Raw genomic sequence first — 21,525 nt, forward strand, 5'->3', positions numbered from 1 at the left:
GGGCGCGGGACTTCAGCGGAGGCGGAGCCGCCGGGGTGGTCCTCGCCGGGTGACCGTGCGGCAGGCCGTCCTGCCCATCGGAGGAGGGACGTCGGCGCGCGCCGGGCGGCGCCCGTCGGGGCGGCGCGGCGGGATCGGCACCTCGACCGGCGCGAGCAGCAGCGGGCCGAGGACCGGGGGCGGCCCGGCGGACAGGCGGAGCATGAGCCACAGCGCGCTCTCGCCGCGGTGCAGCCACCACGCCGTCAGCGCGGCGACGGTGAGGTGGACCAGCGCCATGGCGGGCGCGGGATGGCCGTGCCCGGCGGCGGCGCCCGTGGCGGGCCCGAGGCGTTCGAAGAGCTGGTGCAGCAGGAGCTGGGTGAGCGTGGTGGCGGCCAGGATCGCCGCGGGGCCGCGCTCGCGGCCGTTGATCGTGACAGCGGCGGCGAGGGCGGCCAGCACCCCGAGCGCGCAGCCCCAGAGCGGGACGGCCCCGCCACCGGCCAGCAGGTGCCCCGCCGCGGACACGAAGCCGCAGACCGTCGCGAACACGACGGCCCGCGACAGGCGCAGCCAGACTGACGCGGCGGTCACAGCCGCCATCCTTACACAACCGCCACACTTACCAGGCGGCGCGTTCGCCGTGTCCGTGCGGGGGCAGCGGACTCTGATGGACTTCGCCCGAGGCGATGGGCCGGATCTGGAACTGGTGGTCCGGCAGGAGTTGACCGACGCGGGTTTCAACATCGAACCGTCCCTGCTGCCGGTCGACGGCGGCCTGAGCGTCTGGCACGACCCGTCCCGCGGGGTGGTGATCGTCTGGGGTCCGGCCGGCACGGACACCGCCGCTCACCTGGTGAAGTACGCGACCATCCGCACCGCGGTGCTGCTCGCGCTGCGGACGGTCCTGGCCCGCGCGGGCCATCAGATCCTGGAGGATCAGGAGGGCCTGGAGCTGGTGGTCACCTCCTGAGGGGCGCGCAGCGGCGCCCCGACGTCGTGCAGGTGCCGCATGGCCTGGGCCCACGACTCGACGAGCCCGCACTCCACGTACGCGACGCCGAGCTCGCGGCAGTACTCGCGCACGAGGGGCCGGGCGCGGCGCAGGTTGGCCGAGGGCATGCCGGGGAACAGGTGGTGCTCGATCTGGTAGTTGAGCCCGCCGAGCGCGACGTTCATCAGCCGGCCGCCGCGCACGTTCCTGGAGGTCAGCACCTGGCGGCGGAGGAAGTCCAGGGAGTCCTCGGCGGTGAGCACCGGCATGCCCTTGTGGTTGGGGGCGAACGTGCAGCCCAGGTACACGCCGTAGCAGGCCTGGTGCACGGCGAGGAAGGCGAGCGCCCTGCCGGGCGGCAGTACCGCGAACACCCCCGCCAGGTAGGCCAGGTTGTGCGCGACGAGCAGCAGCCCCTCGGTGCGTCCGCCCTTCACCCTGGGCAGGGCGCGGAAGCCGGCCACCTTCAGGTTCAGGCCCTCGAGGGTGAGCAGCGGGAAGAACAGGAACGCCTGCCACCGGCCGATGAAGCGGGGCAGCCCGCGGCTGGCCTCGGCCTGCCGCCGCGACCAGATGAGGATGTCGGGCGCGACGTCGGGGTCGTGGTCCTCGTGGTTGGGGTTGGCGTGGTGGCGGGTGTGCTTGTCCATCCACCAGCCGTAGCTGAGCCCCACGGTCAGGTTGCCGACCACCAGCCCGGCGATCCTGCTGCGGCGCCGCGACCGGAACACCTGGCCGTGCGCCAGGTCATGGGCCAGCAGCGTGACCTGGGCGAAGGCGACGGCCAGCAGCGCCGCGACGCCGAGCTGCCACCAGGAGTCGCCGACCGCGGCGAACAGCGTCCACCCTCCGGCGAACAGGGCGGCCACCAGGCCGATCCTGATCACGTAGTAGGCGGGCCGCCGCTCCATCAGCCCCGCCTGGGCGATGCGGCGCGACAGCCGCGCGAAGTCGCTCCCCCGGGGCGCGGCGCGAGGGGTTTCCACCACGGTCAAGGTTCTCTCCGATGCTGGTGAGGCGGGCGTGATCACTCCTCAGCATCGCGGCGGCGGCGTTCCGGCGGACCCCCGCTGTCACCCGTCCTGATGGTGGGGCAGGCCCTACCATCGGCGGCCCCCGGCCGGGCCGGGGCGGGTCAGCGGTAGTAGCCCTCCAGCGGCGCGCTGGCCTCGGCGTACAGGGCCGGGCCCTCCTGCGGGACGTGCGGCCAGCCGGGGCCGGTCTTGAGGCCGGCGAGCTGCTCGTTCGACAGGGCGTACACCACGCGGCCGAGGCCGGAGCGTTCGATGGCGCCCGCGCACATGCCGCACGGCTGGCAGCTGGTGTACATGGTGGTGGCGGCCGCGGCCTCAGGGGTCAGCTCGCGGGCGGCCCAGCGGGCGAGCTTCAGCTCCGGGTGGGCGGAGATGTCGCGGTCGCCGAGGACCGTGTTGTGCTCCTCGGCCAGCACCTCGCCGCCGGGGCCGGCCAGCAGCGAGCCGAAGGGGGCCTCGCCGTTCGCGCGGGCGCGGGCGGCCAGCTCGATGGCCCGGCGCAGCAGGGTCTCGTCATCGGGGGTCATCGTCGTCCTCCTTGGACGGGTCGCGGGATTCGAGGTCCCAGTGGGCGGCCACGGCCGCGAGCGCGTGCCAGGCCGTCCGGGGGTGCAGCGTCTCGGCGGGGTCGCCGGCGAACGGGTCGAGCACGACGGTGTCGGCGCCCAGCAGCCGCAGCGCGTCGAGGTCGGCCAGGACCTGGTCGAGGGTGCCCTCCCCGGCGTGGCGGCGGGGATCGGTGACCGGTTCGGCGGTCAGCCGCAGCAGGATGCGGGGCGCGAACGCGGGCACGGGGCGGCCGAGCTCGGCGGCGACGTCCGCCAGCCGACCGGCGGCCTCGCGCAGCCAGGGCAGGGTGTTGCGCAGGGGGTGCCAAGCCTGGCCGAGCCGTACGGCGCGGCGCAGGCCCGCCTCGCCGTTGCCGCCGACCCAGAAGGGGATGGGCCCGGCGCGGTAGTCGTCCGCGGCGGACCAGGCGGCGCGCATGGCCAGCAGGTGGTCGTCGGTCAGCCGTCCGCGCCGCTCGAACGGCACCCCGAGCGCGTCGAACTCCTGCCGCGCCCAGCCGACGCCCACGCCGAGCACCAGCCGCCCGCCGCTGAACCGGTCGAGGTTGGCCGCCATCCGGGCCATCACCAGCGGATGCCGGTACGGCACGATGAGCACCGAGGTGCCGAGCCTGACCCGCGTGGTGATCCCGGCCAGCCAGGCGAGCGTGGTGAACGGCTCGTAGAAGGGCCCCGGGTACTGCTCGGCGACGTCGGGCGTGATCGCGACGTGGTCGGAGATCATCAGCAGGTCGTAGCCGAGGCCCTCGACGGTCTGCGCCCATCGCCGCAGCGTGGCCGGGTCGGTGCCGGGCCCGAAGTTCGGTACGTTCACGCCGATTCTCATGACACCGAAGGCTATCCAGGCCGTCCCGCCGGACTGAAGGGCCCGCTCACGGTGTACGGCCGGGATCGCCGTGGATCTGCCGGTATATTCGCCGGATGGCCGAGGATCTCGACGAGACCGACTGGGCGATCCTGGCGGAGCTGCAGCGGGAGGGCCGCCTGCCGCTGACCGAGCTGGGCCGCCGGGTCAACCTGAGCGCGTCGGCGACGACCGAGCGGGTCCGGCGGCTGGAGGCGCTGGGCGTCATCGCCGGCTACCGGGCGGAGGTCGATCTGGGCAAGGTCGGGTTCGGCGTGCTGGCCGTCGTGCGCCTGAAGTATCCGGGCAGCCGGCACGAGCCGCTGCGCCGCCTGCTCGGCGAGCGCCCGGAGATCCTCGAATGCCTGCGCACCACCGGCGAGGACTGCTACACGCTGAAGGTCGCGGCCGGCTCGATGCCCCACCTCGAACGCGTCATCGACGAGCTGGCCCGGTTCGGCAGCACCACGACCAACATCGTCTACAGCCAGACCCTGCCCTACCGGGGCCCGGCCGCCCCGCCCGCACGGCTCTGAGGCGGGCGCGCCGGGGCCTCCCGGAGGGCGGCGGGGTCAGATCGGCTGCAGCGCGGGAGCGGTGCGGGGCGCGGCCTCGTCGCCGTAGATGTGCAGGTCGGCACGGAAGGCCCGCAGGTACGCCCGCCGGTCGTGGAACGTGGCAGCCAGGGCGTCGCCGTAGTCGATGAGCTGCCGGTGCGCCTGCCGGCGCGGCTCGTAGCGGGCCTGGAGCAGCTTGTCGAGCAGCGGCAGGTCGCCGTCGGCCGCGGAGATGACGTCGGCCAGGATCTCGGCGTCGTACAGGGTGTAGCTCATGCCCATGCCGGTCATGGGGTGGCAGGCGAAGGCGGCCGAGCCGAGCAGCGCGGCGTTGCCCCTGTGGTACGCCCCCACCCGCAGCGACGAGACCCTGATCGGCTGCCAGGCGGCGGCGTGCAGGGAGGCGAAGGCGTCGGTGCTGTCGGTGACGAAGCCCTTCAGCATGTCGGGCAGGCTGGTGGCGCCCCGGCCGAAGACCTCGTCGTCCTGCTCGGGGGGCAGGCCGACGAACACCCTGGCCTGGTCCTTGTCGAGCGGGTAGAGGTAGGCGAGCCAGCCGCCGGAGCTGAAGTAGAGCCGGTTGAGCCGGGCGACGCTGGCGCTCAGCGGCACGGTGGCCACCCGCATCAGCAGCCGGTCGTAGGGCATGGTGACCTGGTCGATGTCGAGCGCCCGGCGGACGGCCGACTTCGTGCCGTCGGCGCCCACGACCACGTCGGCGCGCAGCCGGCTGCCGTCGGAGAGCGTCAGCAGCTCGATGCGGTCGCCGTCGCGCTCGACGTGCTCGATGGCGGCGTCGAAGCAGAACTCGACGCCCTCCATGGCGCAGCAGGCGTAGATGAGCTCGACCAGCTCGCGGTAGGGGCGGATGAGGAAGCCGCCGTCGGGGAAGCGGCACTCCCTGATCGGCTCGCCGTCGTGGTAGTAGCGGATGAGGTCGCGCCGCAGGCCGTGGCGCTCGACGAGCTCGGCCAGCCCGTGGCGGGCCAGCACCCGCAGGCCGGGGGGCTTGAGGAAGTCGGCGCCCGCGCTCGGGATCGAAGGTCCCTGTTCGATGACGACGACGCGCTGCCCGCGGCGGCGCAGCAGCAGTGCGAGGAAACAGCCGCCGAGCCCGGCGCCGACGATGGCCACGTCGCACGAGGTGGTTGCCATGACGAGAGCCCTTCTTGAGGTTGAACTAGACGTGCGTGGTTCCGTAGGTCTCCGAGCTCTCTGCCGCCCGGGGCCTCGGGATGTGATCCCTGGGGGTCGTGCGGGTCTCGACAGGCAGCAGCGCGTCGGCCTCCGCCGCGACGGTGGCGAGGGTCATGCGCAGCTCCAGCAGCAGCCGGCGCGGCACTTTGATCATGTCGTCGCCCGGGTCGGTCCGCAGCCGGGTGATCTTGGTGAGTGCGATGGCCCCGATGAACACCGAGATGGCCACGCACATGGCGAGCGCGCCGGCCAGCCCGGCCAGCGGGCCGGTCAGGATGAACGGGTGGTCGATGACGAGGGACACCACGGCGATGCCGACGGCCCCGCCGACCATGCGCGCCATGGTGGCCGCGCCGACGGCGGAGGCGTACTGGCTGGGGCGGGCGGCCAGGGTGGTGGCCACGGAGGTGCCGGGCGCCAGCGCGCCGACGCCCATGCCGACCACGACGCTGGCGATCAGTCCCCACACCGTCGGCCCGGACTGGGTCAGCACGAGCACGCACGCGCCGCCGCAGAGCAGGGAGCCGGCGTAGATGAGGCCGTACGCGCCGATGTGCTTGAGCAGCTTGCCGGCCAGGTAGCTGGTGACGACGACGGCCACGGAGGTGGGCGTCAGCCACATGGCCACCTCCAGCATGGGGTAGCCGAGGTGGAGCAGGTACAGCGGCTGCACGGTGAGCAGCCCGTAGGACAGGGCGCCGAAGAACCAGGTGGCCAGCCAGCCCCAGACGAACTTGCGCTGTCGCCACAACGCCAGGTCGATGGCGGGCAGGCGGTGGTGCCTGGCCTGGGCCAGCGCGCCACCGAGCAGCGCCAGGGCCGCGACGGCCAGCCACACGACGTCCATGCCCCAGGCCATGGCCTTGGAGATGGCCAGCACGATCACCGCGATCCCGGCGGCCAGCAGCCAGGCGCCGAGCACGTCCGGCACGCCCTTGGCCGCGGTACGCCTGCCTGACGGGAGCGCGGCGCAGGCGATCAGCAGCGCGACGCCGATGACGACGTCGGGCACGAACAGGGCGCGCCAGTCGACGGTGGCGGCCAGCCAGCCGCCGCCGGCCTGCATGAGCAGGCAGCCGAGCCCGGAGGCCGAGCTCCACAGCGCGATCGCGCCCCGGCGTTGCGACTCGGGCAGCTCGCCGAGCAGCAGCCCGAGGCTGGCCGGGATCATCGCCGCCGCGCCCGCGCCCTGCACCGCCCGCGCGGCCAGCACGAACGACCAGGACGACGCCGCCACGGTGGCGACCCCGCCGGCCACGAAGACCACCAGCCCGAACGCCAGCACCCGGCGGCGGCCGAACAGGTCGGCCCAGCGGCCGGCCGTGGCCAGCAGCGCCGCGATCGGGATGAAGGCGGCGCTGGTCAGCCAGACCAGGTCGCCCAGCGGCATGCCGGCGCCCGCGGGGGTGTAACGCAGCACGCCGACGGCCAGGGTGGTGGCCGTGGTGTCGGCCATCACGGTCAGCATCACGCCCGCGCCGACCAGCCGCAGCATCACGGCGTGACGGCGGGTCACGCCGGTTGCTCTGACGGCCACTGGTGTCTCACGCACTCGGTCCTCCTCGCAAGAAAGCCTCAGGTTCCCCGCCGGCCGGCACACTGCGGTGGGTGCGACCGGCGCGGGGTGGTTCGGGGGGTCAGGCGCCGTAACGGCCGGGAGAGAGCAGGCCGTCCGGGTCGAGAGCGGTCTTGAGCCGGTGGAGCATGCCGAGGCTGGCGGTGCTGGTCTCGGACCAGACGTCGGCGGCGGCGTGGTCGATGTCGGAGCGGTAGATGGCGCAGCCGTTGCCGCGCAGCAGGCAGCTCGCGTCGTTGCGCAGCTGGTGGGCGCGGTGGGCGGCGTCGGCGTCGGCCCGGTCGAAGAAGATCTGGATGACGGCGTTGGCCATGTGCGGGCTGACCAGGTTCCACTCCACCATCAGGGCGATGCCGTGGGTGTCCACGGCGGTCTGCAGGGCGTCGAGGATGCGCTCGGTCTTCCTGGCGTGCAGCGGCATCAGCGGCAGCAGCACGAGGAAGCCCATGCCGCCGGCGTCGATCTGCTCGCAGGAGGTGACGCCGAGCGCGTTGCGCACGCCCTTGCAGGTCGGGATGCCCTGGGCGGTGAGCGCCCTGGTGTAGAGCGGGTCGTCGGGGCCGACCGCGGCGGCGTCGAGCACGCGCAGCGTCTCGCCGCCCTCGACCTCGATGAGCGCCTTGCGCAGCATCTCCTCGGCCAGCTCGACGGTGGCGCCGGTGCCCAGCAGCGGCCCGAGGACGGTGAACTTGCCGGTGTCCGCGCCCGCCGGCAGCAGCCAGCCGGCGTCGCGGGCGGGCGCGAGGGCGAGCTCGCGGAGCCGCATGAGCCCGCCGGCGGGGTTGCCGCGGCGCAGGAACCCGGTCATCGCGCCGATCGCGGCGCCGACCTGGTCGCGCCGGATGCGCGCGTGCACGAGCCCGATCCGCTCCGGGCGCGGCACCAGGGAGACGGCCATGGCGGTGACGACGCCCAGGTTGTGCTGGACGAACGCGGCCGTCAGGTCGGGCCCGGCGACCCGGCCGTGGTAGACGCCGGTGGGGTCGAGCCCGCCGGTGGTGATCACGCTGCCGTCGGCGAGCACGGCCTCGATGCCGGCCACGTCGTGGACCCGGGAGCGGAAGCAGCCGTCGCCGCGTTCGAGGGCGTTGCCGATGACGGAGGTGTCGGCGCAGGAGGCGGTGACGTTGAGCATCCACGGCGTGTCCCGCAGCGCCTCGGCGAGCTGGGCCTGGGTCACGCCGGGCTCGATGACGGCGTAGCCGGCCTCCAGGTCGAGGCCGCGGATGCGGTTCATCTGGCTGAGGTCGACGACGACGTTGTCCTCGGTGACCGGCAGCGCGGAGCCCATGCCCCAGTTCCTGCCGGTGCTGACCGGGTAGAGGCGGCTCTTGCTCACCGTGGCCCGGCGGACGAGGGCGCGGACCTCGTCCAGGGTGTGCGGGGTCTCGGTGCCCGCCAGCGAACGCGGTCGGTGGGCGCCCACGTCACGCGGCCGCAGATCCACTCGCGATAGTCCCTGCATGGCTCTCCTCGGGGGATGCGAAATCACGTCAGGCGGTGTGCTGGAGGAGGTCGTCGATGGAGCCGATGGCCTGGGTGGACATCTCCCTGATCTCACGCAGCCGCTGCTCGGTGAACGCCTCGTAGGGCGCGGCCGGGACGGCGGCGGTGGCGGGGAAGTCGAGTGAGCCGCGCGGCGCGGCCTGTACGGGCACGTCGTGCGGGCCGTAGGGGTGGCGGCGGGCGCGGGTGCGTTCGGTGTCGGACGACTCGTGCCGGACGAGCGCGGGCAGATGCGGTGGGGTTCGCATGACGGGAGCTCTCCTACAGGGTTCGTACGGGTTGTGCGTGCTGCCGCCCGTGGCGCGGCACCCGGGTCGTCAGGTGCCCTCCTGATGGCCGGAGCGGGGGATGACGGCCGTGGGGGTCGCCCTCGGCACGCCGTGGTTGATGACGCTGGCGGCGATCCGGCGCTCGGCCAGCCCCATGTGCGGACGGGGCGCGCCGGCCGGCCGTACGGTGGCCGTGCCGCGGATGATCGAGCTGGCGTGCACCCACCTGCGGGTCTCGGCCAGCACCTCGCGCTGCGCCCTGGGCAGGTCGCCGTGGGCGGCGTAGTGCTCACAGACGGACCACGCGAGCGCGCGGGCCATGATCAGGTGCTCTTCGCAGGCCGCGGCCACCTTCGACTCCAGCCCGACCACCTGGGCCAGGAGCAGTTGCAGGTGGGCCAGGCCGGAGCTGCGGTCGAACCCGTCGAGCTCGGCCAGCCGGGCCGGCCAGCGCAGCCGCCGCTCGACGGCGGCGCGGGTCGCCGCGGCGACGTCGGCCGCGGTGCGGCCCCGCGGGTCCTCGCCCTCCAGTTGCACGGCCCGCTGCGCGGTGTGCTCGAAGTCGGACAGCCGCTTCAGCCCGCTCTGCAGCAGCCTGATGCGGTTGTGCAGGCAGGCGGCGCTCCAGCCGAGCACCAGCAGCCGGTCGCTGTCGGCCTCGCAGTGCCAGCCGACGAGGCTGACCTCGCGGGCCATGCGGTGGTGGAGCACCCACGACTCGCGCGGGTCGACGTGGACGGGGGCGTCGATCCACACCTGCAGGCCGCCGGGAGGCAGCTCGCCGACGCCGACCTCGACCCCTTCGGGGGCCACCCTGGCGCAGATGCGCTGGACGACCTTCTGCTGCGCCGCCGTCTCCGGCGCCACCGGCACCGGGTCCGCCGCCCAGACCGGCGGCACGCGCTCGGGGGCGACTCGCGCCCTGGGCTCGATGCTCATCTGAGGCCACCTCCAGACCCGAAGGTCCCTCCTGCGTAAATTGACACTTAATCCTGCAGCTCTGATCCTCGGGTCACGGCCCGTCGCTGTCAACTGACACTTAACGAATACCTATCGGATCCACTGTTGGCAACCCTGGGACGCAGGTGAACCAAGGGGCCGGAGGGGGAAGAGAGAAGGCATGGCCTCGCCCGTCGCGAGGCGGCCGCCCGCGGGCGGCCACGAGAGGAAGGAGTGCCCGGTGGCGATGCCCAGAGCCGCGCTGGCGGCGGTGTTCCTGGCCGCCGGCCTGCCCGCGGCCCATGGGGTCACGCACGCCGGCGAGACGTTCTGCCGTCTCCCGGAGTTCACCGGCAAGTCGGTTCCCGACGGGCCTTACCTGATCGACACTGATGTCTCACCGCGGTGGATTTACCCGTACCCGACGCCGGCCGAGCGCGAGCCGTCGTCGGAGCAGCGGCTCGACTTCGCCGGGTTCCCGAGCGTGGCGGCGCTCGACACGGTGGGCCGCGACGGCGCTCCGGTCAGGAAGCTCCTGGTCACCTACGCCTCCAACGTGGACAAGGTCGTCACCCTCTCCAGCGAGTCGGCGACCTCCGAGGACGGCGGCGTCACGTTCGGCCCGACCAACCGCACGCCGCTGCGGGAGGCGCCGATCGAGCTGCGCGACGGCCGGCTGCTGGCCCTGGAGTACTACCTGCGGCGCTCCGGGCCGGGCACCGCCAAGCTGGGCGTGCTGACCTCCGCCTCCGCCCACGACGAGAGCTGGGTGCGCCGGGAGGCCACGGTCTCCTCGCCGGACGCCGGCGCCTCCGGCGGGGCCGCGCACGGCCTGCCGATCCAGCTCGCCGACGGCACGATCATGTTCACGGCCTACATCCGCCAGGGCGACAGCGAGACGTACCAGCCGGAGGTGTTCGCCAGCGACGACGGCGGCCGCACGTTCGCCAGGCGCGGCGTGATCGCCTCTCCCCAAGGGCCGTTCGTCTACAACGAGGCCGCGCTCGCCCAGACGCTCGACGGCTCCCTGCTGGCGGTGCTGCGCAGGGACGGCGAGCCGCCCTCCACGCTGCACCAGAGCCGCTCGTCCGACGGCGGCCGCACCTGGTCGCCGGTCCGGCCGCTGCGCATCGACGGCCAGGACTGCCTGGTGCGCGGCGTGGCGCCACGGCTGCTGCTGATGCCGGACGGCGTGCTCGTGCTCAGCGCCGGGCGTCCGTACAACTGGCTGGCGATCGCCCCCGACGGGATCGGCGAGGAGTGGCGGCACCAGACGGTGACGTACCGCAACAGCGACGGCGTGCGGGACGTGCACGGCTCCTCGGGCTACACCGCCGTGGCCGCGGTCGGCCCGCACCGGCTGATCCAGGTGTTCGACAACTGCAAGCTGCCCGGCGTGCGCCCCGACGGGCTGCTCAACGAGACGGCCTGCCCGGCCCACGGCAAGTTCGAGAACGGCGGCTGGTACGCGATCAAGCGCCGGCTGTTCACCGTCACCGCCCCCGGCCCCGACCTGCTCGACCTGGCCGCCCTGTACCGCCGCGGCGCGCTCACGGTCGAGACCGACATGCGGTGGACCCGCCCCGGCCGGCCGCGCTCCGGCCCGGCGGGCGCCTTCGACGGCAGCACCGACTACTGGTCCAGCGCCGTCGCCGCCGGCCCCGGCCGGTACGTCCTGCACCTCGACCGCCCGTACGCGATCAACCGGATCGGCCTCAGCCTGCGCCCCGGGCACGCGGCCGGCGCCCGCGTGTACGTCTCCGCCGACGGCCGCTCCTGGGGCGAGCCCGTCGTCACCGTCGAGGACCGGACCGACTACGCCATGCGCTACCACACGGTGGCCCGCACCGGCGCGCACGTCATGATCGTCACCGAGCCGACGGACGACTGCGACGCCGAGATCGGCGACTCCTGCAGCATGCTCAACGAACTCGAACTCTACGGACGCTGAACCCGGCCGGAATATGCGTATTAACCGGCGGGCCGAAATGGCGTGACCTCAACAGAATGTGACGCCGGACTCGGCGGCTTCAGGTGACCGGAGTTTTTCCGGCCGGGCGGAAACGCGCGGCTCGGTTACTGTGACTTCCGTTCCTCTCTGCCCGCCTTCCGGCCTGCCGCGGTGACGAATGGCCGGACCGATGTTCCGGAGAGCCGATAAATTGCCGCCCTACTCCCCCTGCTCCCCCGGCGCCGAGGCGTCGCCGTGCGCCTGATCCCCTCCCGCCCCTTCGACAGCGCCGCCGTGTGCGGCGTGACGGGCACCGTCGCGCTGCTGTGCGCCGCCGAGGCGGCCGGCCGCCTCGGGCTCGTCTCCCAGCTGGAGCTGCCGCTCGCCTCGGCGGTCCTGGCCACCGCCGCCGGGCTCGCCGCCGACCCCGCCTTCCTGGCCGACGTGCTGGCCACCTGCGGCGCGTGGGCGCTCGGGCTGCTGACCGCCGTGGCGGTGGCCGTGCCCGCCGGGCTGCTGCTGGGCAGCCTGCCACCGGTCGAGCGGGCCCTGCGTCCCGTGCTGGAGTTCCTGCGGCCCATCCCCTCGGTGGCGCTCATCCCCCTGGCCGCGTTCGTCTTCACCGGCCGGCTGGAGACGGAGGTCGCGATGATCGTGTACGCCGCGACCTGGCCCGTCCTGCTCAACACGATGTACGGGCTGCGCGAGGTCGACCCGCTGGCCAAGGAGACGATGCGGGCCTTCGGCTTCGGCCCGCCGGCCGTCCTGTGGCGGGTCAGCCTGCCGAGCGCGGCCCCCTTCGTGGCGACCGGCGTGCGGGTGGCCGCGGCCATCGCCCTGATCCTGGCCGTCAGCACCGAGCTGCTGGCCGGCACCAGCGGCATCGGCCACTTCATCATCGTGGCCGAGAGCAGCCCGGACGGCCTGCGGCTGACCATCGCCGCCACCCTGTGGGCCGGCGCGCTCGGCCTGCTCACCAACACCCTGCTCGCCCACGCCTTCCGGCGGCTGCTGCGCTGGCACACGGCGCTGACGGGAGCGGCACGATGATCAGGTCCGTGGCGCGGCTGTGGGCCGTGCCCGTCGTCGTGGCCGTCTGGGAGCTGGCCACCAGGGCGGCGGGCAACCCCTACTTCCCGCCGCCGTCCACGATCGCGCTGCGCCTGCGCGAGTTGTGGATCAGCCGGACGGCCCTGGACGACCTCTCCCACAGCCTGGGCCGGCTGCTGACCGGGTGGGTGCTGGCCGGCGTCGCGGGCGTGGCGGCCGGGGTCGCCATGGGCCGCTCGCCGCTGCTGTCGAGGTTCGTGGACCCGGCCGTGCAGTTCTGCCGGGCGCTGCCGCCGCCCGCGCTGCTGCCGGTGTTCCTGGCGCTGTTCTCGACCGGCGCGCTCATGCAGGTCGCGACCATCGCGTGCGGCATCGTCTGGCCGGTGCTGGTCAACGCCGCCGACGGCGCCCGCAACGTCGACCGGCTCCACCTGGACACCGCGCGGGTCTTCAGGCTGTCGGCCGGGCAGCGCCTGCTGCGGGTCGTGCTGCCCTCGGCGGCCCCGAAGATCCTCGCCGGGCTGCGGCTCAGCCTGTCGCTCGCGCTGATCCTCATGGTGATCGCCGAATTCTTCGCCACCGACGGCGTCGGTTTCCGATTGCGCGCCGCCCAGCGTTCCTTCGACCTGCCGGGCATGTGGGCGGCCGTCACCGTGCTCGGCGTCCTCGGTTATCTGCTCAATCAGGTTTTCCTGATTCTGGAACGCCGGGCGGTGGCGCATTATGGCGCGACCGAATAAAGCCGCCCGGGAATGAAGAAGATTGCCGGACGGCTGTTCCTTTTCCCCGGCACGCTTTGTTCACGAACTCAACTCTTTGGGAGCGTTCATGCGTCTGTTACTCGCGGCGGTCGCCCTCGCCCTGGCGGTGACCGGGTGCGGCGGGGCGGATCCACGGCCGTCGTCCGGCGGGCCGGAGAAGGCCGTGCTGAACCTCGGCATGCTGGCCCTTCCCGAGGTCGCCCCCGTCCAGATCGGCATCGACAAGGGCTTCTTCGCGGCGGAGGGGCTGACCGTCAAGCCCGTCGTGATCCAGGGCGGGGCCGCCGCGATGCCCGACCTGATCAGCGGCAAGCTCGACGTCCTGCACAGCAACTACGTCTCGGCGATGCTGGCCGCCTCGCGTGGCGTGGGCCGCTTGAAGGTCGTGGGCGACGCCTACGCGGCCAAGCCCGGCAACTTCGTCCTCATGACGCGGAAGGACTCGCCCGTCACGAAGCTGGCCGACCTCAAGGGCAGGAAGGTCGGCGTCAACACCCTCGGCAACGTCGCCACCCTGGCCGTGAGCGCGCTGCTCAAGCCCGCCGGCGTGGCGCCCGCCGACATCACCTTCGTCGAACGGCCCTTCCCGCAGATGGCCGGCGCCCTGGCCAACGGCGACGTGGACGCCGCCGTGCTGCCCGAGCCGTTCTGGCAGACCGCGGCCGCCACCAGCGGCGCCCGCAGCCTGTCGGACCTGTTCACCGGCGCGACCGCCGACTTCCCGATGGCGGGCTACCTGACCACCGAGCGCTTCGCGGCCGACAATCCGCGCACGGTGGCCGCCTTCCAGCGCGGCCTGCGCAAGGCGGTGGACCTGGCGATCGCCGACCCGGCCCAGGCCAAGGCCGCGCTGCTCAAGTACACGAAGATCGACAAGGCGACCGCCGACCTGATGGCGCTGGGCGGCTACTCCACCAGCGTCGACAAGGCCAGGTTGCAGCGCGTGGCCGACCTCATGCTGGAGTTCAAGGGCAACGGCTACCTGGAGGCGCCGTTCGACGTCTCCACCCTGCTCCTTCCCGGCGGCTCCTCATGACGGGCCTCGCGGGACGACGCCCGCGGCGGGTGGTCATCGCCGGGGCGGGCATCGCCGGGCTCACCGCCGCCCTCAGCCTGCACGCGGCCGGCATCACGGACGTGACCGTGCGCGAGGCCGTCAAGGACATCCGGCCGCTCGGCGTGGGCATCAACCTGCTGCCGCACGCCGTGCGCGAGCTCATCGAGCTCGGCCTGGGCGACCGTCTGGCCCGCATCGGCGTCGAGACGGCCGACCTGACCTTCGTCACCCGGCGCGGGCAGCACATCTGGACCGAGCCGCGCGGCCGGGCCGCGGGCCACGCCTGGCCCCAGTACTCGATCCACCGCGGCCGGCTGCAGGTCATGCTCCTCGACGCGGTACGCGAGCGGCTCGGCCCGGACGCCGTGGTGACCGGCTCCCCCGTCACCGGGCTCGACCACGACGCCGACCTGCTCGTCGGCGCCGACGGCATCCGCTCCGGCGTCAGGGCCGCGCTGTTCCCCGAGGAGGGAGAGCCGCTGTGGGGCGGTCACGTGCTGTGGCGCGGCACGTCGCGCGTCCGGCCGTTCCTGACCGGCCGATCCATGATCATGGCGGGCGACGGCGCCCAGAAGATCGTCATCTATCCGATCGCGCCGCCCGACCCCGACGGCACGCAGCTCGTCAACTGGGCCATCCAGCACCGGGCCCCCGAGACCGTCCCCCGGGGCGACTGGAACCGGGAGGTGGAGGTCGGCAAGTTCCTGCACCACGTGGCCGACGTGCGCTCCGACGCCCTCGACATCCCCGGCCTCATCGCCTCGGCCGACAAGGCGTACGAGTACCCGCTGGTGGACCGGGACCCGCTGCCGTACTGGTCGTCGGGGACGGTGACGCTGATGGGCGACGCCGCGCACCCGATGTACCCGACCGGGTCCAACGGCGGCACGCAGGCCGTCGTCGACGCCCGCGTGCTGGCCCACGCGCTGGCCACCGGCCAGGGCCTGGAGTTCTACGAGAGCCGGCGGCGGCCGGTCACGAACCGGATCGTGCTGGCCAACCGGGAGGACGGGCCCGAGGTCGTCCTGCGGCTGGCGCACGAACGCGCCCCTGACGGGTTCGCCGACATCGAGGAGGTCATCCCCCGGGACACGCTGGAGAAGATCGCGCTGCACTACAAGCAGCTCGCGGGCTTCGAGCCGGCCACCCTGAACGCCCGCCCCAGCTGGTCGGTCCCCCCGGGCACCGGCCAGGGGCCTGTTCCCCTGAACGCCGGTCAAGGGCCTGTTCCCCTGAACGCCGGTCAGGAGTCGGTTCCACTGAACGCCGGGCAGGCCGAGGGCGCGCCCTGACCGGTGTCGCGTCCTGGAGGTGGGTGTGGTGAGGCGGGGGCGCGTGGGCGCCCCCGCGCGGGACCGGGCGCGGCCTCCTACCGCTTCGGCGGGAGGTCGTCCCCGCGGTTGCGGTTGCGGGTGTGCTCGCGCGCGTCGCCGTCCTCGTCGACCTCCAGGCGTTCCCTCCTGACCTGGCCCTCGACGGTCTCCTCGTGCTCGACGCGCTCCTTGTGCACGCGGATGTGCTCGACCGGCCTGGTCTCCTTGCCGATCACCGGCCGCTCCTCGTGCAGGGTGATCTGCTGCTCGTCCTCGCCGATCTCGTACGTGCCGGGCTCGCCGTCCCTGATGGGCTCGCGCTCGATCACGACCTCCTCGTGCGCGAGCGGCACCCTCTCCTGAACGTTCTCGGTCTCGACGTACTTGCGCAGCCGGACGTGGCCGCTCTCGCGGCTCTCCTTGCCGATGCGCAGCTGCTCCTCGGACGTGGTCATGTCGATGTCGCGGTCGCCCACGTCCCTGCCGCGCATCCGGCCCGGCTGCCCCGGCTGGCCCATCGCACCCGGCTGGCCGGTCGGCGGCTGGCCGGTCATGCCCGGGCGCCTGCCGCGTTCCTCGGCCGTCCGCGGCTCTCCGGCGGCCCGCTGGGCCTGCCGCTCCCCCGCGGCGGGCGAGCGCTGGGACGGGATGGTGGACGGCTGCATCCCGTAGTACCGGTAGAGCTCGGCCTCCTCCTCCAGCGACAGGCGGCCGTCCACGTCGATGTTGGGCGCGCCCTTGATCATCTCCTTGTCGAAGGGGACCCTGATCTCGTCCCCGGAACGCCGGGCGTTGGCCAGCGGCACGAAGGTCTGCTTCATGCCGAAGAACCCCGTGCGCACGGTCACCCACTCCGGCTCGCCGGTGCGGTCACTGAGGTAGACCTGGCCCACCTTGCCGATCGACTGTCCGTCCGACCCGATCACATGGCACTCGAGCAGGCTCCGGATCTCTGTTTGCATAGCCACGACGATCCCCCCGATTGTTCGTCCTGGTTCAAAAAGGACAAATACCCCAGAGAGTCGCATTTGCACACACGGGTCGGCCAGTCTTTGCCATAACCGGCCTACGGCGGAGGCACGCCGCGGCCCTCCCGGGAGCCCTCGTAGGCGGCCCGCCGCAGCCGCGTCGTCCATCCGGCCGGACGCAGGCAGGGGGCGCTGTTGAGCACGGGGTCGAAGGTCAGGTCCTCGCCGGGCAGCGCGGTGTGCAGGCGCAGGCGGGCCAGGTAGCGACCGCCCGCCCACAGGTGGAACAGCAGCGGGCCGCGGGCCAGCGCGCCGGGCAGCAGCGCGGGATCGGCGGGCACGCGCTCCCCCTCGGGCCGGGCGACCAGCCGGTACAGACCCGTTCCGTACACGTACGCCGTGAGGCTGGAGTACGGCCCCGACGCGAAGGTGCGGCGCGGCACCGGCAGGGCGCCCACGCCGGTGGACAGCAGCAGGTCGACCCCGTTGGGCAGGCGCACGGCCAGCCCCAGCACGTCGGGCAGCCGTCCAGGCAGGGACAGCCCCTTGGACAGCCGGGCCCGCACCTCGTGCTCGCCCGGCTCCCCCAGCGGCGCCGCCTCGACCGTCAGCGTGCCCGCCAGGAGCAGGCCGCGCCGGTGCAGCGCGCGGCCGTGCCGGAGCCCGGCCAGCGCGCGCGCCGCGGCGCGGGCGATGGAGGCGAGCGCGGCCGGCACGCCCGCACGGTCGGGCATCGCGGACGCCCTCGTCAGTAGTCTTCCTGCGCCTTCTTCAGCGCCTTGAGGTGCTCCTGCAGCGTCGGGGACGCGGACTTGGCCAGAGCCACCACCGCCGGCGAGGAGCCCTTGGAGATCTCCTCCTTGGTGGCCTCGATCGCCGTCTTGTGGGCCTTGACCATGCCGACGACGAACTCCTTGTCGAACTCCTTGCCCTTGGCGTCCTGGAGGCGCTTGGCCATGGCGGTCTGCGCGGAGGTCGGCGCGGCGGGAAGCTGGATGGCGAGCTGGCTCGCGGTCTCGGTCACCTTCTTGTCGAACTGGGAGTGGTCGTCGACGAGCATCCGGCCGATCGACTTGACCTGGTCGGTGGCGCCCTTCTTCTCGGCCAGGCGGCCCGCCTCGATCTCGGCCAGGTTCCCCTGGTGGATGGTGGCCATCCAGGCCCTGTCCTGCTCGGACGGCTGAGCGTCGGTCCGCGGCGCCAGCCCCGCGGTGTTGGTGGTGGCGTTGTCGCCGCACCCCGACAGGGCGACGACGGCCGCGGCGGCCAGCAGCATGGTCAGACGAGTACGCATGAGGTTTCCTATGACATGGTGACACTTCTCCGACACAGAGAGTAACCACGCGCTCGCGACTTCCTCCTCAGGCGCGCCGCGTCGCACCCCTGGCCGGATGTCGCGGGCCGCCGCCGGGGTCCGTCATCATGTTGACGGACGTGACGCGGTCGACGCGACCGCCGAGAGCGCGAGGAGAAGGATGACGCCACCGGCCCGATCACCGGAGCAGCGCAAGCAGGACACGCTCGACCGGCTCGAACACGACGTAGACGCCTGGGTGGCCACGGCGGGCGACGGCGGCCCGTACATGACGCCGCTGTCGTTCCTGTGGGACGGGCACCGGCTCCTGCTCTCCACCGCCGACGCCACGCCCACCGCCCGCAACCTGCTCGACAGCGGCACCGTGCGGCTCGGCCTGGGCCTGACCAGGGACGTCGTCCTCATCCACGGCACCGTGACCGCGCAGCCGGCCACCACGATCCCGGACGACATCGGCGACGCGTTCGCGGTGAAGACCGGGTTCGACCCGCGGGTGTCGCGTGGGCCGTACACGTACTTCTGGATCACGCCGGTGCTGGTGCAGGCGTGGCGCGAGGTGAACGAACTCGCGGGGCGCGACCTCATGCTCGACGGGAAGTGGACCGTCTGACCCGACCCCGGGCAGGAATTCCCGGTAAAGAAAACGCCGAGAAGGGTTGGGCTCCGGCTTGGGGGGAATGGCAGGCAACTTCTGTACGTCGACCGTTTGGAGGAGCCGTAGTGCTCACCCTGACAGCCAACGCAGCCCAGGCCATCCGCGACCTGACCGCGTCCGCGCCGGAACCCGCCCAGGGCGGGATCCGCATCTCGTCGCAGGGCGAGGGCGCGAACTCGCTCACCCTCTCCCTGGCCACGGCCCCTGAGCCGGCCGACGAGGTGGTCGAGACCGAGGGCGCGCGGGTCTACCTCGATCCCGTGGCCGCGACCGTGCTGGACGACAAGTCCCTCGACGCCGGGGCCGACGCGCAGGGGAGCGTGTCGTTCATGGTGACCCCGCAGGCGGTGTGACGGGCAGCCGCCGTACCGGTGATCACGCCGGTACGGCGGCCCCGCACCCGGGTCAGCCGGCCAGGAGCTTGTGCAGGTAGCGGATCTGCTCCTCGGTCTGGTAGCCCGACCCGCCCTCGTGCCCGTTCCAGGGCCAGACGGTGATCTCCTTCGGCCCCTGCCAGTGGTTGTAGGCGGCGAAGACCGTGGAGGGCGGGCAGACGTAGTCCATGAGCGCGACCGAGTACAGCACGGGCACCCGGCCGCGGGCGGCGAAGTTGACGCCGTCGAAGTACGACAGCGTGCGGAACACCTGGTCGGCGCCTTCCCGGCGGGAGGCCAGGAAGCGCACCAGCTCCTGGTACGGGTCCCTGTCGGTGATCTCCACCGCCCGCCGGAAGTGCGTCAGGAACGGCACGTCCACCAGCGCGGCCCGCACCGACGGGCGCAACGCCGCCGTGGCCTGCGCGATCGCGCCGCCCTGGCTGCCGCCCGAGACCACGATGCGCTCGGCGTCCACCGCCGGGTGGGCCGCGGCCACGTCGACCGCCCTGGCCGCGTCGGTGAACACCCGCCGGTAGTAGTAGTCCTCGGGATCGAGGATGCCGCGCGTCATCATGCCGGGCGCCTGGACGTCGGCGCTGCCGTGCGGGTCGCCGGTCGCGCCGGGGCTGGTGGGGCTCGCGCCGCCGTGCCCCCGGGTCTCCATCACGAACACCGCGTACCCGGCCGCGGGCCACAACAGGTGGTCCTTCGGGAACCCGCGCCCGCCGCCGTAACCGATGTAGTGCATCACACACGGCACCGGCTCCCGCACTCCGCGCGGCAGGATGAACCAGCCGCGGATCCGGTGGCCGCCCCACCCGGCGAACGACACGTCGTAGACGTCGACGCCGCTCAGCGGCAGGTCGTAGGGCACGAACTCGGCGGCCGGGTCGAACGCCTCGGCCTCGGCCAGCGTACGGGACCAGAAGTCGTCGAAGTCGGCGGGCTCGTCGCGGTCGGGGAGGTAGGCGCGCAGTTGCTCGATCGGGAGGTCGAACAAGGACATGCGGGGGCTCCAAGCTGTAGGCAACCCTGATATTTCACCTCATCAGCCCAGGTAAGCGCTATCCGCCGTCGGCGGAAGCTGAAAGCGCGCGTGCGGGGTAGTGGTGATCGCGTGACCGAATACGTGATCGAGGTTCCCTCCTCCCATCTCTATCCCGGCCTGGTGCTGGAGGCCCCCGCGCACGCCGCGGACTTCCTCGTGCTGTTCGCCGACGACTCCGAGTCGCGGGCCCAGCTCCTCGGCGACGCCTCAGGACGTCCGGTGCTCAGGGTCGGCGGATACATGACCACGAACGGCACCGTCATCGACGAGCGGGTGTGGACCGTGCGCGAGACGCTGCGCACCGGCGACCGCCTGCGCATCCGCCTGGGCCGCTCGCTTCCCTCCCCCGTCGGGGGCTAGCGTCCCCTTTGTGAGGTCTTTCGCCGGGATGGTGGCGGGCGCCGCGGTGCTCGCGCTGTCGCCCGTGGCCGGGCTGGCCGCGCTGGCCGGGACGGCGATGGTGGGCGCGCGGCCCGGGGTGTTCACGGTGACCGGGCTCGCGGTGTTCGCCTCGGTGCTCTATCTCGGGCTGCTGCTGTGCGTGCCGCGGCCGGGCGCGACGTGGGGGCGGTGGTTACGGGCGGCGCTGATCCTGGCCGTGGAGGTGGCGGTGGTCTGGCGGGTCGCGGACGCGACGCTGACCCCGCCGCCGGTGCCGGCCGCGGCCCCGTCGCCGGTGGCCGGGCAGCGCGAGTGGCGGCTGCCGACGGGCTCGCGGCTGGCGTACGTACGGGTCGCGCCGAAGCGGGTGACCCGTACGGAGCCGGTGGTGTTCCTGTCCGGCGGGGCCGGCCTGGCGGACCTGGCCGGCGATCCGGCGTTCTACCGGCGGCTGGCCGCCGACGGGCACGAGGTGTACGTCTACGACCGGGTGGGCGCGGGACGTTCGGCGCGGCTGCCGGACCCGGCCGCGTACGGGCTGGGGCGCGACGTGGCGGACCTGGAGCAGGTGCGCCAGGCGATCGGCGCCCGCCGCCTGAACCTGGTCGCGCGCGGCGAGGGCGCCCGGCTCGCGGCGGCCTACCTGTCCGCCCATCCGGACGGGGTGGCCAGGGCGGTGCTCGCCTCCCCCGCCGATCTCGACCGCGCCCGTGCCGCGACGCTCCTGGACGACGGCCCGCCCAGCCCCAGGATGCTGGCGGTCCACACGCTGCTGCGGGTCGAACCGGCGGCGGCGCACGCCTTCGCCGGCGACGCCGAACTCGACGCCCGAGCCGTCGGCGCCGCCGTGTGCGCGAAGGGCCGTCCCGCCGAGAAGCCGCCCCTGACCCAGTTGGACGGTTCGGGTGGGTATGCGGGGCTGGTGGATCGGCCGTCGCCGCCTGGGATGCGGGAGGGGCTGGCCCGGGTGGCGGCGCCCGTGCTGGTGGTCAAGGGGCCGTGCGACGGGGAGAGCTGGTCGGCGGCCACCGACGTCCGGAAGGCGATCCCCGGTGCCGGGCTCGTCTACGCCGAGGGGCGGGGGGCGTACCTGGCGACGCTGCGGGCGTTCCTGGCGGGCCGGGCGGTGCCCCCGTACGAGGGCGCCACCCCGCCGCCCGGCTACCGGGGCCCGTGGTGACC

24 protein-coding genes are annotated in these 21,525 nt (G+C 73.3%); 11 read left to right on the plus strand and 13 right to left on the minus strand.

What is annotated here, in order from left to right:
- Nucleotides 1-12: 12 nt before the first annotated feature.
- Complete coding sequence (locus ABZ459_RS29145; protein WP_357976743.1) at nucleotides 13-576, minus strand: hypothetical protein; 564 nt, start codon at nucleotides 574-576, stop codon at nucleotides 13-15.
- A gap of 76 nt (nucleotides 577-652) precedes the next feature.
- Between ABZ459_RS29145 and ABZ459_RS29150 the strand changes: the two genes are divergently transcribed.
- Complete coding sequence (locus ABZ459_RS29150) at nucleotides 653-955, plus strand: hypothetical protein (protein ID WP_357976746.1); 303 nt, start codon at nucleotides 653-655, stop codon at nucleotides 953-955.
- On the opposite strand, the gene ABZ459_RS29155 is transcribed toward ABZ459_RS29150, so the two are convergent.
- The 3 genes from ABZ459_RS29155 to ABZ459_RS29165 all read right to left on the minus strand — a co-directional run bounded on the left by ABZ459_RS29155 (nucleotide 922) and on the right by ABZ459_RS29165 (nucleotide 3,405).
- Nucleotides 922-1,887: an acyl-CoA desaturase gene (locus ABZ459_RS29155; RefSeq protein ID WP_357977095.1), complete on the minus strand. Its 966-nt coding sequence runs from the start codon at nucleotides 1,885-1,887 to the stop codon at nucleotides 922-924. The two genes, ABZ459_RS29150 and ABZ459_RS29155, sit on opposite strands and share 34 nt — an antisense overlap.
- A 224-nt stretch (nucleotides 1,888-2,111) precedes the next feature.
- Nucleotides 2,112-2,537 carry a nucleoside deaminase gene (locus ABZ459_RS29160; RefSeq protein WP_357976749.1) on the minus strand — a complete coding sequence of 142 codons (426 nt, stop codon included), beginning with the start codon at nucleotides 2,535-2,537 and terminating at the stop codon, nucleotides 2,112-2,114.
- Complete coding sequence (locus tag ABZ459_RS29165; protein WP_357976752.1) at nucleotides 2,524-3,405, minus strand: LLM class flavin-dependent oxidoreductase; 882 nt, start codon at nucleotides 3,403-3,405, stop codon at nucleotides 2,524-2,526. The genes ABZ459_RS29160 and ABZ459_RS29165 overlap by 14 nt, the downstream gene beginning before the upstream one ends.
- Before the next feature lie 95 nt (nucleotides 3,406-3,500).
- Between ABZ459_RS29165 and ABZ459_RS29170 the strand changes: the two genes are divergently transcribed.
- Entirely contained in the window at nucleotides 3,501-3,959 is a 459-nt protein-coding gene (locus ABZ459_RS29170) for an Lrp/AsnC family transcriptional regulator (RefSeq protein ID WP_357976755.1), read from the plus strand.
- 36 nt (nucleotides 3,960-3,995) lie between these two features.
- On the opposite strand, the gene ABZ459_RS29175 is transcribed toward ABZ459_RS29170, so the two are convergent.
- The 5 genes from ABZ459_RS29175 to ABZ459_RS29195 form a co-directional block, all read right to left on the minus strand.
- Nucleotides 3,996-5,135 carry an FAD-dependent oxidoreductase gene (locus ABZ459_RS29175; protein WP_357976757.1) on the minus strand — a complete coding sequence of 380 codons (1,140 nt, stop codon included), beginning with the start codon at nucleotides 5,133-5,135 and terminating at the stop codon, nucleotides 3,996-3,998.
- Nucleotides 5,136-5,160: 25 nt separating this feature from the next.
- On the minus strand, nucleotides 5,161-6,729 hold the full coding sequence (locus ABZ459_RS29180; protein ID WP_357976760.1) for an MFS transporter: 1,569 nt from the start codon (nucleotides 6,727-6,729) through the stop codon (nucleotides 5,161-5,163).
- Nucleotides 6,730-6,814: 85 nt separating this feature from the next.
- On the minus strand, nucleotides 6,815-8,200 hold the full coding sequence (locus ABZ459_RS29185; RefSeq protein WP_357976763.1) for an FAD-binding oxidoreductase: 1,386 nt from the start codon (nucleotides 8,198-8,200) through the stop codon (nucleotides 6,815-6,817).
- 46 nt (nucleotides 8,201-8,246) lie between these two features.
- Nucleotides 8,247-8,507, minus strand: a complete 261-nt coding sequence (locus tag ABZ459_RS29190) for a hypothetical protein (protein WP_357976766.1) — start codon at nucleotides 8,505-8,507, stop codon at nucleotides 8,247-8,249.
- A gap of 69 nt (nucleotides 8,508-8,576) precedes the next feature.
- Nucleotides 8,577-9,467, minus strand: a complete 891-nt coding sequence (locus ABZ459_RS29195; protein ID WP_357976769.1) for a hypothetical protein — start codon at nucleotides 9,465-9,467, stop codon at nucleotides 8,577-8,579.
- A gap of 247 nt (nucleotides 9,468-9,714) precedes the next feature.
- On the opposite strand from ABZ459_RS29195, the gene ABZ459_RS29200 reads away from it, so the two are divergent.
- From ABZ459_RS29200 to ABZ459_RS29220, 5 genes are all read left to right on the plus strand, one after another.
- Nucleotides 9,715-11,418, plus strand: a complete 1,704-nt coding sequence (locus ABZ459_RS29200; RefSeq protein WP_357977098.1) for an exo-alpha-sialidase — start codon at nucleotides 9,715-9,717, stop codon at nucleotides 11,416-11,418.
- Nucleotides 11,419-11,673: 255 nt separating this feature from the next.
- On the plus strand, nucleotides 11,674-12,468 hold the full coding sequence (locus ABZ459_RS29205; protein ID WP_357976772.1) for an ABC transporter permease subunit: 795 nt from the start codon (nucleotides 11,674-11,676) through the stop codon (nucleotides 12,466-12,468).
- Entirely contained in the window at nucleotides 12,465-13,208 is a 744-nt protein-coding gene (locus ABZ459_RS29210; RefSeq protein ID WP_357976775.1) for an ABC transporter permease, read from the plus strand. Before ABZ459_RS29205 ends, ABZ459_RS29210 begins: the two co-directional genes overlap by 4 nt.
- Before the next feature lie 88 nt (nucleotides 13,209-13,296).
- Nucleotides 13,297-14,265 (plus strand): ABC transporter substrate-binding protein, encoded by a 969-nt coding sequence (locus ABZ459_RS29215; RefSeq protein WP_357976777.1) that lies wholly within the window; start codon nucleotides 13,297-13,299, stop codon nucleotides 14,263-14,265.
- Nucleotides 14,262-15,578: a flavin-dependent oxidoreductase gene (locus tag ABZ459_RS29220; RefSeq protein WP_357976780.1), complete on the plus strand. Its 1,317-nt coding sequence runs from the start codon at nucleotides 14,262-14,264 to the stop codon at nucleotides 15,576-15,578. The genes ABZ459_RS29215 and ABZ459_RS29220 overlap by 4 nt, the downstream gene beginning before the upstream one ends.
- A 77-nt stretch (nucleotides 15,579-15,655) precedes the next feature.
- Here the strand turns inward: ABZ459_RS29220 and ABZ459_RS29225 are convergent, their stop codons facing one another.
- From ABZ459_RS29225 to ABZ459_RS29235, 3 genes are all read right to left on the minus strand, one after another.
- Nucleotides 15,656-16,561, minus strand: coding sequence for a PRC and DUF2382 domain-containing protein (locus ABZ459_RS29225; RefSeq protein WP_357976783.1), 906 nt, complete (start codon nucleotides 16,559-16,561; stop codon nucleotides 15,656-15,658).
- 104 nt (nucleotides 16,562-16,665) lie between these two features.
- The gene (locus tag ABZ459_RS29230; protein ID WP_357976786.1) at nucleotides 16,666-17,301 is read right to left on the minus strand and encodes a hypothetical protein; all 636 of its coding nucleotides are present in this window, start codon (nucleotides 17,299-17,301) and stop codon (nucleotides 16,666-16,668) included.
- Nucleotides 17,302-17,315: 14 nt separating this feature from the next.
- Nucleotides 17,316-17,861 (minus strand): DUF4142 domain-containing protein, encoded by a 546-nt coding sequence (locus ABZ459_RS29235; RefSeq protein ID WP_357976789.1) that lies wholly within the window; start codon nucleotides 17,859-17,861, stop codon nucleotides 17,316-17,318.
- 181 nt (nucleotides 17,862-18,042) lie between these two features.
- On the opposite strand from ABZ459_RS29235, the gene ABZ459_RS29240 reads away from it, so the two are divergent.
- Nucleotides 18,043-18,492, plus strand: a complete 450-nt coding sequence (locus ABZ459_RS29240; RefSeq protein ID WP_357976792.1) for a pyridoxamine 5'-phosphate oxidase family protein — start codon at nucleotides 18,043-18,045, stop codon at nucleotides 18,490-18,492.
- 110 nt (nucleotides 18,493-18,602) lie between these two features.
- Nucleotides 18,603-18,890 (plus strand): iron-sulfur cluster biosynthesis family protein, encoded by a 288-nt coding sequence (locus ABZ459_RS29245; protein WP_352327979.1) that lies wholly within the window; start codon nucleotides 18,603-18,605, stop codon nucleotides 18,888-18,890.
- A 52-nt stretch (nucleotides 18,891-18,942) separates the two neighbouring features.
- Here the strand turns inward: ABZ459_RS29245 and ABZ459_RS29250 are convergent, their stop codons facing one another.
- Nucleotides 18,943-19,920: an alpha/beta fold hydrolase gene (locus ABZ459_RS29250; RefSeq protein ID WP_357976796.1), complete on the minus strand. Its 978-nt coding sequence runs from the start codon at nucleotides 19,918-19,920 to the stop codon at nucleotides 18,943-18,945.
- Between the two features lie 111 nt (nucleotides 19,921-20,031).
- Between ABZ459_RS29250 and ABZ459_RS29255 the strand changes: the two genes are divergently transcribed.
- Entirely contained in the window at nucleotides 20,032-20,322 is a 291-nt protein-coding gene (locus tag ABZ459_RS29255) for a hypothetical protein (RefSeq protein WP_357976799.1), read from the plus strand.
- 10 nt (nucleotides 20,323-20,332) lie between these two features.
- Nucleotides 20,333-21,523, plus strand: a complete 1,191-nt coding sequence (locus ABZ459_RS29260; protein WP_357976802.1) for an alpha/beta hydrolase — start codon at nucleotides 20,333-20,335, stop codon at nucleotides 21,521-21,523.
- Nucleotides 21,524-21,525: the final 2 nt, after the last annotated feature.

Source organism: Nonomuraea sp. NPDC005692 (assembly GCF_040631115.1).
Taxonomy (GTDB): Bacteria; Actinomycetota; Actinomycetes; order Streptosporangiales; family Streptosporangiaceae; genus Nonomuraea.